The 11975-nt window shown below is 43.9% G+C and carries 12 protein-coding genes; 6 read left to right on the top strand and 6 right to left on the bottom strand.

From position 1 onward, the window contains the following. Positions 1–796 precede the first annotated feature (796 nt). The 6 genes from T472_RS20090 to T472_RS05220 all read right to left on the bottom strand — a co-directional run bounded on the left by T472_RS20090 (position 797) and on the right by T472_RS05220 (position 6151). Complete coding sequence (locus tag T472_RS20090; RefSeq protein ID WP_207643948.1) at positions 797–952, bottom strand: hypothetical protein; 156 nt, start codon at positions 950–952, stop codon at positions 797–799. A gap of 333 nt (positions 953–1285) precedes the next feature. Further along, positions 1286–1711 (bottom strand): molybdenum cofactor biosynthesis protein MoaE, encoded by a 426-nt coding sequence (locus tag T472_RS05240; RefSeq protein WP_040906759.1) that lies wholly within the window; start codon positions 1709–1711, stop codon positions 1286–1288. Positions 1712–1819: 108 nt separating this feature from the next. After that, a complete protein-coding gene (locus T472_RS05235; protein WP_023384581.1) occupies positions 1820–3067 on the bottom strand; it encodes a DUF4153 domain-containing protein in 1248 nt (415 codons plus the stop codon). A gap of 252 nt (positions 3068–3319) precedes the next feature. Beyond that, entirely contained in the window at positions 3320–4522 is a 1203-nt protein-coding gene (locus tag T472_RS05230; protein WP_023384578.1) for a MalY/PatB family protein, read from the bottom strand. A 2-nt stretch (positions 4523–4524) separates the two neighbouring features. Continuing rightward, a complete protein-coding gene (locus T472_RS05225; protein WP_023384576.1) occupies positions 4525–5661 on the bottom strand; it encodes a trans-sulfuration enzyme family protein in 1137 nt (378 codons plus the stop codon). A 43-nt stretch (positions 5662–5704) separates the two neighbouring features. Further along, positions 5705–6151, bottom strand: a complete 447-nt coding sequence (locus T472_RS05220) for an RrF2 family transcriptional regulator (protein WP_023384573.1) — start codon at positions 6149–6151, stop codon at positions 5705–5707. A gap of 440 nt (positions 6152–6591) precedes the next feature. Between T472_RS05220 and T472_RS05215 the strand changes: the two genes are divergently transcribed. The 6 genes from T472_RS05215 to cysK all read left to right on the top strand — a co-directional run bounded on the left by T472_RS05215 (position 6592) and on the right by cysK (position 11776). After that, on the top strand, positions 6592–7593 hold the full coding sequence (locus T472_RS05215; RefSeq protein WP_023384571.1) for a uroporphyrinogen decarboxylase family protein: 1002 nt from the start codon (positions 6592–6594) through the stop codon (positions 7591–7593). Beyond that, positions 7583–8476: a transporter substrate-binding domain-containing protein gene (locus tag T472_RS05210; protein ID WP_201781751.1), complete on the top strand. Its 894-nt coding sequence runs from the start codon at positions 7583–7585 to the stop codon at positions 8474–8476. Before T472_RS05215 ends, T472_RS05210 begins: the two co-directional genes overlap by 11 nt. 21 nt (positions 8477–8497) lie before the next feature. Continuing rightward, complete coding sequence (locus T472_RS05205) at positions 8498–9205, top strand: amino acid ABC transporter permease (protein ID WP_023384561.1); 708 nt, start codon at positions 8498–8500, stop codon at positions 9203–9205. Positions 9206–9218: 13 nt separating this feature from the next. Next, a complete protein-coding gene (locus T472_RS05200) occupies positions 9219–9938 on the top strand; it encodes an amino acid ABC transporter permease (protein WP_023384555.1) in 720 nt (239 codons plus the stop codon). Then, a complete protein-coding gene (locus tag T472_RS05195) occupies positions 9939–10691 on the top strand; it encodes an amino acid ABC transporter ATP-binding protein (RefSeq protein WP_023384553.1) in 753 nt (250 codons plus the stop codon). It begins immediately after the preceding gene. 152 nt (positions 10692–10843) lie between these two features. Further along, positions 10844–11776 (top strand): cysteine synthase A, encoded by a 933-nt coding sequence (gene cysK / locus T472_RS05190; RefSeq protein WP_023384551.1) that lies wholly within the window; start codon positions 10844–10846, stop codon positions 11774–11776. The last annotated feature ends 199 nt before the right edge of the window (positions 11777–11975 follow it).

The raw sequence follows: 11975 nt of genomic DNA, 5'->3' as shown, positions 1-11975 counted from the left end.
ACAAATTAAAATACACTACCTTTCAGACAGCCAACCATTGGTTTTGTATCGATTAGCTTCCCGGGATATTCTATTTGTTAATCCAAGTGACATCTCGAATGCTTGCTACTCAGTCTCATTGGAGTAGATGCTATTACTATTTCCTCCTTAGTTCTATCTGAGGTAATTGAAAGGGATGGGTTTCATTATTTCTTCTGAAATCAGCTTTGTAACTGTAATACTTTCGTAGGTCTTAATGTTCGAAAAAATATATATTCTTTTTTTTCTTATCTTCAGCCAAGTAAGCGATATGGAGAGTTTACCCTTCTTTTTACTCTATTAAAAGGAAGGGTCCATCAGCCGAAATAGTAAAATCATCACGATTGATATGGGTGAACTCTGCTCCATTATTATCTAAATCCCATCCAAAGTCTTTTCTCTGACTGCACAGTGAAGTTTTGGCTTGCTGTCTTATAGTATTTCTTGCAGATATATCCTTCAGAGTATCTGAACTTGATCAAGCCTAATTTCCACCTCATTGGTCTTATTTATTTTTTCCCTCTATCATTCTCAATCAGTATTCAATAGTCTTCAATGCACTGTGTATCCATATGTACTTCCCGTATCCGCTCTCATAGAGGTTTACACTATCTGGTTTTGGATAGAAAGACTTACTTGCCTTCTTGTCCTTTCTCCCCAGGTCTTCCTGTGAGTTAAATTCCCCATTAGCATACGCAAATAGTATCACTATTCGTTGTGAATCTACTTCTCCTTAGAGTATTTTCTCAACCTTTAAATTCAGTATATTGCTTAATATCTACATACCGTTGCTTCTGCATCCGCCATCAGTAACTCTAAGTACATCCCTTCCTTCTAGCTTCACCTCTTCCTTTAGTTGCCTAATGCCGAAGCAACCACCTCCCATCACAGGCTGATCAATATCCGCCCTGACGGTATATATCGGCGATAACAATCCACAGGTATTTCAGCTTTGAACTATTTGGTGACTTAACTGGCAGACGAAACCTGATTGAAAAATCAGGAAGGACTCCTCGTTAGACGCCTTCATATCATCAGTGAGCGACTCTCTCAAAACAAACTGCCTGTTGGTAACAGTTAATGACAATCTCCAGGTGATTAGGACCTCACATTTTATGTTGGTAAAACCTGACTTATAATACAAAATAGGCTTCTTTACCTTTCCCGCTGCTTAAGCAGAGGTGTTGGTCGAGAAGCCTTTGGATTTCCGAAATATTTTGTTCTGTCAGACTTAAGCTTGCATAATCAGTCTCAGGATTGAACCAATTTACTTGAGTTCTATCTCAGTAACACATTCAGTCTTTATCTTCTGCACAAGGAACTGTAGCGCATCTATTACGTTCGGTCTTATGTCTCCACCAATAAGTACATACATGATGTCGTCACCGACCTCGAGCTGACCTTCGTTCAGCCAAGTCCTTACATAATAGACACCCTTAAGCTTATATGTCTCTTCAATAGCAGCGTTGACCTTGATCTCGTCATACGAAAATACCATGCCTGTAACAGGTGCAGTACCTTCCTCTCCTAAACGCACCTTTGCTTTGGCAGTCTCACGCACCACCCCGTTATGAACAAGAAACATTCCTACCTGGGATGCCCTTGGATCTGATTTTGCTACCTTAAGCCATTCATCCATAGAAGGCGAAGATTTTTTTGTCTTGATATCCACTTGATTCCCCCCAATTCTCATTATCCTTACATACTCACATTATATCTATATGGCAATCGAAATTCAAATTTTAAACAATGCACTTAGATCGTATGGAGATTGAGGAAAGAATTATCGTTGATGCATAAGTCAGCTGAAAATAATCGGAAAGGCAAATGTAACAAATGCAGCCCATATCCCATATGCAGGCAGATATTTTGTTACGGCATTTTGAATCGCTGATGAACCTTTTTCATTTCGAATAAAACCTGCATACGAAGATATTATCCATATGAGGTTACCAAAAATCAGGATATTTAATCCAACTACAGCTATCCTGTTAGGAGTGATACCATACGAAGCGAGCCTGAAAACTATTGCTGACAGGGCAATTGCGTTCATTACCAACGCAACGGCTATCAGGATAAAATTGACATAATCCGATATGCTCTTTTTAGCATCCTTAGTGCTTTCGGTGATCGAAAAAATCGATATTGCAAGTATGCTTATCAGAATCCCATTGAACACAAGAAGAAAGTTCCTGTCCAAGAATGGATTCTTACGAGAAGCTGCCACTACAATAAGGTATGTAACGAGAGTGATAAGAATTAACGGGCTGAATATCTTTGCAATGTATGGAGCTATGCTTTTGGCAAGCTTCATATTTGTTGTCACAAGATACGATGCAACAACTGAAAGAGCCGCAGCCCCAAAAAGCACAATATTTTCAAAGTAAAATTCCGAAATATCAAAGCCTGCAACAGAGAATAGCTGTAATGTCAATCCGGTCAGCATCATCCCGCTAATTGCCATGGTTGCATAAATGATCAGGAATTCTCCGTTGAACTTAAGAAATGACAATCTTGCTTTTACTGAACCGAATTCATTTCCGGTAAACGAAAACCCCATCAATACCCACAGGAAGACTGGAAGGTGCATATATGAGAGCATTATGCTGTCTGTGTTCTCCTTTGGAAGGAGGTTCATATAAATTATGGATATTGCTATCAGTGATATGATGGAATAGAGAATCTTCTTCTCAGGTTTGCTCCTGTAGAGGAAATAAGCGCAGATAAAAGGTATGACACCAAAAAGAACGTTGATTGGCGATATCTTGTCCAACTCAGCAAAGTACATGATAATCCTCGAACTGATTCCAGCAAATACTGCAAGTGCTCCCATAACCATAAAGTCACTCTGTGGCATCTTATTCTTCGCAACCAATTCATCCTCTTTGAAATATAGCCTCTCAAACCAGACTGAAAGTACTTGTGATTCACGATTTTGCTCATATGCTGAATTGAATGCACTCTTGAATACCTCAGGTTCTTCCCTGAACATCCTCTCAAGTTCATGCGGCTTAGCCAAATTTTCAATAATCATATTTTCTGTAGACATGATTCCCTCCTTAATACTTTCAATTGTCATACATATTTGGACAAGAGCAGCCAATCTTTGTTTGGTTTCTTACGTGATTAACACCACGATTCAATGTGATTCTACCACGCAATTTATTGTTTATCAATATATTATTACTGTATTAAATTATATTTTTGTCGTAACTGCTTTTCATTTTTATTTTAGGGAAAATGAAGGAATGCTTCAGAAATAAAAGAGAAGGTTTGAGACTCACCCAAACCTTCATTTGCTCTATTTTATTTCAGTTCCTCGCTGGTTGCAGGCATCATATAGGGCATCCTTGAGTCTCGAAAGAGCGGTTTCCAGTGTCGCTCTCGGGCATGCTGCATTTATTCTCTGGAAGCCTTCGCCTTCGATACCGAACATCGTTCCGTCATCAAGCCATAGCTTGGCCTTGTTGACAATGATATCTTCAAGTTTGTCATGGTCAAGCCTAAGGTCATTAAAATCCAGCCAAAGCAGATAGGTGCCTTCAGTCCTAACCAGTCTTACGCCCGGAAGCTCTTCTTCGATATACCCTGCTGCGAACTCAATATTCCCCTTAAGGTACGACTTAAGCTCATCAAGCCAGGTTCCACCATACTTATACGCTGCCTTACATGCTGTGAGTCCCAAAGTATTAAGCTGGCTATAGCCTGTCCTTCTGATTTCACCAATGAACGCTCTTCTTAATTCCTGGTTGGATATGAATACGTTGGATATCTGCAGGCCGGCAAGATTGAAAGTCTTGCTTGGCGAAGTGCAGGTTATCGCAATGTCTCTGAACTCCGGCTTAATGTCAGCAAAAACCTCATGTCTGTATCCTTCATGTACGAAGTCAGCATGAATCTCGTCTGAGACAACCTTGACTCCATACCTCAGGCATATATCACCCATACCTATTAGCTCTTCCCTGCTCCAGACCCTTCCGACAGGATTATGTGGGTTGCAGAGTATGAACAGCTTCACGTTTTCTTCCCTGACCTTCCTCTCAAAATCATCGAGGTCTATCGAATATTTGCCATCAGAGTACCTGAGCGGATTGTTTACAAGGTTTCTGCCGTTATCGGTTATTGATGATGAGAACGGATAGTATACCGGCCTTTGTATCAGGACGGAATCGCCTTCATCAGTAAGCGCGCGCACAGCGGCGCTAATCGCAAATACCACACCAGGTGTCTTAACCAACCAGCTGCTCTCGATATTCCATCCGAATCTTTTCTCAAACCATTCCCTGAGTGTCTCAAAGTAGTCGGGCTTTGTTTCAGTATATCCAAATATGCCGTGCCTGCTTCTTGATTCGAGCGCTTCTATCACTTCATTTGGAGCCCTGAAGTCCATGTCCGCCACCCATAGCGGCAGCAGGTCTTCAGGCTTTCCTCTCTCAACTGCAAAATCGAATTTTATTGAATCTGTGTTTTTTCGGTTTATCATCTCATCAAAATAATATGTCATAGCTAATCTCCCAATGCTTCAGCAAGATCTTCTACAATGTCTTCCAGATCCTCGATACCTACCGACAATCTGAGCAGTTTCTCGTTTATGCCTCTTGAAAGCCTCTCTTCCATCGGAAGGTCAGCGTGTGTCTGCAGCATGGGGTAGGTTATCAGGCTCTCAACTCCCCCCAGGCTTTCAGCATAACTGATCAGTCTGACACCTCCAAGCACCTTCTTCACCGTCTCTTCACTGTCTACCTCGAAGGAGATCATGCCGCCAAAGCCTGAAGTCTGACTTGTGCTCACCTTGTAATCCGGATGAGATTCAAGACCTATATAGAAGACCTTTCTGACCTTGCTGTGATTTTCAAGCCATCTTGCTGCTCCCATGGCGTTTTTCTGATGCTTCTCCATCCTCAGGGCCAGTGTCTTGATACCTCTTTCGATAAGCCAGCTGTCAAATGGTGACAGGCATGCACCGGTTGTCTTGTAGATGAACCGAAGTTTCTCAGAGATCTCTGGTGACTTCGTTACCAGGAAACCTGCAAGAGTGTCATTATGCCCTCCCAGATATTTAGTTCCGCTGTGCAGCACAATGTCCGCCCCAAGGCTCAGTGGCTGCTGGAAGTATGGCGTCAGGAAAGTGTTGTCAACTATTGTCAGCATACTGTTTGCTTTTGCCAGAGCACTTAGCCTTGAGATATCCGAGACGTGCATCATGGGATTGGTTGGAGTCTCGATGAAAATAGCCTTGGTATCTTCAGAAATCAGGCTTTCCACGAGTTCAATGTCCGATGTGTCTGTAAAGTCAAATTTAAGTCCGTTCTTGACCGATATGTTGCGAAACAGCCTGCTGGTGCCGCCATATGTGTCTGAAGATACTATTATGTGGTCACCTGGAACGAACAGCTCCATCAATGCTGAGGCAGCTGCCATTCCTGAGGAAAATGCAAGTGCACCCACTCCGTTTTCAAGGGCAGCCATTACCTTTTCAAGATGCTCCCTGGTAGGGTTCTGCAGCCTCGAATAATCATACCCGGTACTCTCACCCAACCCAGGATGTGAAAATGTGGCACTCTGGTATATGGGGAATGATACCGCCCCATTAGTTTCCTTGCTGTCATTTGCTCCATGTACGCACCGGGTTTCTTTTCTCATTTGTCATCCTCCTGCCTTTTAGTAATGTCAGAAAACCACCAAGTCAAATGAAGAACATGAACTCATTGGTTGACTTGTTCTTCTTGGCCTCATGCACCATGTCCAGCAAGGTTATGCCAACAAGGGCAACCTCAATGGCATTGTCGATCCTGTCGAATATGACATCCTTCATAGCCTTTTCGATCTCCTGCCCTTTTGCAGGTACTGTCTCCTCCGTATTTTCAAATAAAGTCTGTTCTATTGCCTTGAATACCTCAAGCATCGTAATCTCGTTTGCAGGTCTTGAAAGCAGGTACCCACCCTGGGCCCCCTTCACAGACACTACTATATCCCCTCTCTTAAGAAGCGAAAAAACCTGTTCAAGGTAAATCTTAGAAATGCCCAATGCCTCGGATATGCTGAGTATTGGAACAAGCCTGTCCTCCGTGGAATTCTGTGCCAAATGAATTAGGGCTGCTATTCCATAACGTGTTTTTGCTGATATCCTCACGATTCCCTCCATACCATACTAATCATATATGTTTTAAAACATATTGTAGTTATAATCCCTGTTGATGTCAACAGGATAACCTGAAATCTGACATACCGCAGGATATTTGACAAAAAACAGACAATTTTTGAAAGTTTCGGCAGATATAGGTTGACAGCCCGAATAGTCTGAATATATAATCTAGGAAATCATAGTTTGTTTATATGCGATATATGATTAATTTGTTCCAGGGGGAATACAAGATGAAAATGGATTTTCAGGTTAGTTCAAAAAACTGCATATGTTGTCACAGCAAGGCATCATCCATGTGTTGCTGTATTTGTCATGGAAAAATTTCATATGAATATAAACCATAGCTGTACAGTGGAATAGGATTTTACCACGTTCAGGCTTAGGGCCTGTTTTTTTATACCCAAAATCAGAAAAAATGGAGTGATAACATGTCAAAGAGACAACTTGTATCGGATGCTTTCAATAACAGACCAGTGGAAAGGGTACCTGTAGGATTCTGGTTTCATTTCGTAGATGGAGACGATTTTTCAAAAGGTCTGGAGTATCCATCTGTCATCCAGAAGAACATTGAAGGGCACATTAGGTTCTACAACGGTTTCAAGCCTGATTTCGTGAAGCTGATGAGCGATGGATTCTTCAACTACCCTAACCCTCTTTTAGCCGATGTAAAGGACGCTGCTGTTCTCAAAAGCATCAAGCCAGTCGGTGGATCACATCCATGGATACGAAAGCAGGTTGAGTTGGTCAAAACACTGACTGAGACCTTTGGTGGAGAAGTCCTTACCTTCTATAACATATTCGCACCCGCAACTTACTTCAAGTTCCTTCAGACCAGTAACGGAAACGAACTGCTGGGAAAACTCATAAGGGAGGATAGTGAAGCGGTAAGGCATGCACTTGACGTTATAGGTGAGGATCTGGCATCCTTGGCAGATCTGCTTATAAAAGAGGGCGGAGCAGACGGCATCTACTTAAGCGTACAGAACATACAGGACCCTTACGTCAACAAGGAAAAGTACCTAGATGTGGTTGCTCCTGGTGAGCTGAAGGTTCTGGATGCAGCAAACAGGGTCAGCGATAACAACATACTCCACATCTGCGGGTATGAAGGAAGCCGAAACGACCTTTCATTCTATAGCGGCTATGACGCAAAGGCAGTAAACTGGGCTGTCAACATTGAAGATGTAAGCCTTTCTGAAGGAAAGAGATTCTTCAACGGCAAGGCTGTCATAGGGGGATTCGCTAACTCACCGGGAAGCCTTATACACACCGGAAGCAAAAATGAGATTGAATCATTCACCAAGGCTCTTATTGCAGATGCAGGGACTACCGGCATCATCATTGGAGCGGACTGCACAGTACCGAATGATATCAGGATTGAGCGACTTGAGTGGGTAAGATCCGCTGCACAGATTCCACATGAAATATAAAGAAGAGAGGATGATAGAAATGATAACGAGGAACTTTAAAAAGATAATAGCATCTGTATCAATACTTGCCCTGCTTCCAGTACTTGCAGCCTGCGGCGCAGCCAATGAGACAAAAGGCGCTGCAACAACAGTACAGAAGAAGAAGGTATATGTGGCCCACACTCAGACCTATGTACCTTATGATTTCGTGAATGACAAGGGTGAATCCGACGGCTTCGAGGTCCAGGTCCTGAAAGAGGTGGACAAGTTACTTCCGGAGTATGAGTTCGAATTCGTACCGACATCAGATGACGACCTTCTGATCGGCGTCGAATCAGGCAAGTACGACATCGGAGTGAAGGGTGCCTGGGTCACCGCCGAAAGAAAGGAAAAGTTCATATTCCCAGAAAATTATATTGCAGCTAGCATAATTGGACTTACATTCAGGACCGAGAACGCAGACCAGATCAAGGATATGGAATCCTTTGCCAAATTCAGCGGAAAACTGGTGCCAATCGCACCACAGAATGCCCAATACTCGATTGTCAAAGAATACAACGATGCAAATCCTGACAACCAGGTGGAGCTGACAGCAGCAGAGTCCTTCGATGTAGCGGACGCGTATACCTGGCTTCTGGAAGGAAGGTATGATGCATACTTCAACATACAGCTATCGTTCAAGAACAATGTCCTGGCTGATAACGGTGCATACCATGACCTTGCGGACAAGCTGTCCTTTGTCCCATACAGGGCAATCCCTACATGGCCGCTGTTCAATAAAAACGATCAGGAGTTAGCTGATGCATATGATACAGCTATAAAGCAGCTGCAGGAAAGCGGGAGAATACTGGAGCTTGAACTTGAGTACTTCGGCGAAGACATCTTCGAATACATACAGAAATAGGATTTTATAGGAGGCAACTGAATGAGACCTTTCAAACCAAGCTTCATATTGGAAGTCATCCCCTTATTGCTTCCTTTTCTGGGAGTGACAATTGCAGTCACTTTATCTTCTGTAGCCTTCGGCTCATTGCTTGGACTTGTCCTCGCAAGGGCCAAGGTCAGAGGAAATAAAATCTCAAAGCTGCTCGCTGATGGTTATACATGGATTTTGCGGTGCTCACCTTCGATCGTCCTGCTGTTCATGACATACTATGGCCTTCCGAAAATGTTGAAAGATGGCTTTGGGATAAACATAAACGGACAGAGCAAGGGTGTGTTCGTGGTAATAACCTTCAGCCTTATATTTGCTGCAACGATGTCTGAAGTAATGAGGTCTGCCTATGAGTCAATAGACAAGGGTCAGACTGAAGCCGCTGTAAGCATTGGGATGAGCCCGTTCCAGGCATTCTATCGAATTGTACTTCCTCAGGCTGCCGTCGTTGCCATCCCGAACTTCACCAACTCTCTGATCGGTCTCCTGAAGGAAGGGTCACTTGCCTATACAATAGGACTGATAGACATTATGGGCAAAGGAACCCTTGTGATCTCAAGGAATTACGGCGCATATGCGCTTGAAACATATATTGCGCTAGGTATCATCTTCTGGTGCCTGACAATTGTCATTGAAAAAGTCTTTCTTCTGCTTGAGCTTCATTTCGATAAGGGCAGAAAACAGGTCTTGTCTGTATGAGGAGGTGGTCCGCTTGACTCTTGACCTAGAATTCATGATGAGGACATTCCTCCTTGCATCCGCAGGAATACCGGTCACCCTTATGATAACCGTTGTCACTCTTCTGCTATCCTTCCCTGCGGCGTTCTTCATGGCGATTTCAAGGATCCACAGGATAAAGGGACTTAAGGTGATCTCCTCGGTATACGTATCCCTGATAAGGGGCACTCCGATGGTATTGCAGATCCTGCTTGTGTACAGTCTGCTTCCAAGTCTTCTGAACAGCTTATTCAAAAGCGCAGGTCTGGACATTGACATTTTCGGGATCAATCCGATTGTTTATGCTTATGCGGTATTCACATTTAACACAACTGCCTCGCTATCCGAAGTTTTCCGCTCTGCTCTTCAGACTGTCGACATTGGACAGATGGAAGCAGCCTTATCAACAGGACTGTCAAGTTTCCAGTCCTACAGGAGGATAATAATCCCCCAGGCACTTGTGTCGGCTATACCAAACATCTGCAATGTCACTATCAACCTCATCAAGGGCACTTCACTGGCCTTTATCATGACCGTTAAGGACATAACAGCTATAGCAAAAGTCGAGGCGGCATACGGATATAACTACATAGAAGCCTATATTGTAGTCTTCCTGCTATATATCATAGTTTGTTCTGCAGTACAGCAATTATTCAAGCTCATTGAAAACAGCTTCAATGTGAATTCGCATATACCTGCTAAGGAGGTGGGCTAAGTGCTCAAAATCGAAAACCTGCACAAGAGCTTCGGGAAACATGAGGTACTGAAAGGTGTCGACCTTTCTGTGGAAACTGGAAATGTCATAGTCATCCTCGGACCGAGCGGATCTGGAAAGACAACTCTCCTTCGCTGCATCAATTTTCTTGAGAAGGCGGACAGTGGCAGGCTTTCCTTCAAGGAGCTTGACCTCGATATACCAAGGGCAAGTTCAAATGAGATATCTGATATCCGGAAAAGAACTGCCTTCGTCTTCCAGAACTATAACCTGTTCAGGAACAAGACAGCTTTGGAAAATGTGACTGAAGGCCTTATTGTCGCCCGCAGGGTAAAGAAGAGCCTCGCATCTGAAATCGCGAGACGTGCCCTCGACAAGGTCGGTCTGTCTGGAAAATATGACTTCTATCCACATCAGCTTTCGGGCGGTCAGCAGCAGAGGGTAGGGATTGCACGAGCAATTGCGGTAAATCCCGATGTCATTCTTTTTGACGAGCCAACTTCCGCTCTCGACCCAGAGCTGATCGGTGAGGTACTTGCAGTAATGAAGAAGCTTGCTGAGGATGGAACAACAATGGTAGTCGTTACACATGAAATGACTTTCGCAAGGGAAGTCGGCACACACATAATTTTCATGGATGATGGGACAATTGTCGAAGAAGGCACGCCGGACGACATATTTGTGCACCCTAAAGAGGAAAGGACAAAGCAGTTTCTAAGGAGAATAACGCCAGACTACGACTTCAGGATTTGAGAAGCTGAGGAAAATGAATCTGGCATCAGCAAAAATACCAGGAAATCCAAAATCCTTGCAGTAAAGTGTTGACAACGCAAAGAAATTGGCGTATTTTTAATTCATACTAATCATATATGTATTGTTTTGATTGAATTTAGGAGGACAATAGAATGTCAAAGATTTACAGGAACCTATCAGACCTCATCGGAAGAACACCACTTTTGGAACTGAGCAACTATGAGAAAAAGCATGAGCTTAAGGCGAAGCTCATCGCTAAACTTGAATACTTCAATCCGGCAGGAAGCGTTAAGGACAGGATAGCAAAGGCAATGATAGACGATGCCGAGGCAAAGGGACTCCTTAAGCCCGGTTCTGTGATAATCGAACCCACCAGCGGGAATACTGGAATAGGGCTCGCGTCTGTAGGAGCCGCCAGAGGCTACAGGGTAATTCTTGCAATGCCCGAGACCATGAGCGTGGAGAGAAGGAGCCTCCTGAAGGCCCTGGGAGCCGAGCTTGTGCTTACTGAAGGTGCGAAAGGTATGAAGGGTGCCATCGCAAAGGCTGAAGAGCTGGCAAAAGATATACCTGGCTCATTCATACCCGGACAATTCGTGAATCCGGCAAATCCTGCTGTGCATCTCGCTACGACAGGACCTGAGATATGGGAGGATACTGACGGTGAAGTGGATATTTTCGTTGCGGGTATTGGAACCGGCGGAACCATTTCAGGAGTTGGAGAATATCTGAAGGGAAAGAATCCTGAAGTCAAGATCGTTGCAGTCGAGCCATTTGACAGCCCGGTACTTTCAGAAGGAAGAGCAGGCGCCCATAAGATCCAGGGAATCGGTGCGGGCTTCATACCAGAAACCCTGAACACATCGATCTATGACGAGATAATCAAGGTCCAGAACGAGGATGCATTCATCACAGGAAGGGAAATCTCAAAGACCGAAGGTCTTCTTGTAGGAATATCCTCCGGAGCGGCGATATTCGCTGCGGCAGAGCTGGCAGAAAGGCCGGAAAATGAAGGCAAGAATATCGTTGTCCTGCTTCCGGATACAGGAGAAAGATACCTTTCAACAGCTCTGTTCGCCGAGTAGTCTGCATTCAAGAAATTCAGGCGTTACAGAAAATATATAAAACTAAACGATAAAGGTGGAGAGATTCGACATGAGACGAAAAAAACTAGTTGCACTTGGACTTACACTCGCCCTTTCAATAGCTGCCGCAGCATGCGGAAGCAAGACTCCATCTCCAACGGCTGCACCGACCGCCGCCCCTACAAAGGCTGAGCTTAAG

The sequence above is a fragment of the Youngiibacter fragilis 232.1 genome, from assembly GCF_000495435.3.
GTDB lineage: Bacteria > Bacillota > Clostridia > Clostridiales > Clostridiaceae > Youngiibacter > Youngiibacter fragilis.
This window is presented reverse-complemented; position numbering and strand designations above follow the sequence as displayed.

What these genes read in the sequence shown, in the direction of transcription:
- T472_RS05235 (WP_023384581.1), bottom strand. Translation starts at nt 3,067, where the DNA reads ATGTCTACAGAAAATATGATTATTGAAAATTTGGCTAAGCCGCATGAA.
- T472_RS05230 (WP_023384578.1), bottom strand. Translation starts at nt 4,522, where the DNA reads ATGACATATTATTTTGATGAGATGATAAACCGAAAAAACACAGATTCA.
- T472_RS05205 (WP_023384561.1), top strand. Translation starts at nt 8,498, where the DNA reads ATGAGACCTTTCAAACCAAGCTTCATATTGGAAGTCATCCCCTTATTG.
- T472_RS05240 (WP_040906759.1), bottom strand. Translation starts at nt 1,711, where the DNA reads ATGAGAATTGGGGGGAATCAAGTGGATATCAAGACAAAAAAATCTTCG.
- cysK (WP_023384551.1), top strand. Translation starts at nt 10,844, where the DNA reads ATGTCAAAGATTTACAGGAACCTATCAGACCTCATCGGAAGAACACCA.
- T472_RS05215 (WP_023384571.1), top strand. Translation starts at nt 6,592, where the DNA reads ATGTCAAAGAGACAACTTGTATCGGATGCTTTCAATAACAGACCAGTG.
- T472_RS05225 (WP_023384576.1), bottom strand. Translation starts at nt 5,661, where the DNA reads ATGAGAAAAGAAACCCGGTGCGTACATGGAGCAAATGACAGCAAGGAA.
- T472_RS05210 (WP_201781751.1), top strand. Translation starts at nt 7,583, where the DNA reads ATGAAATATAAAGAAGAGAGGATGATAGAAATGATAACGAGGAACTTT.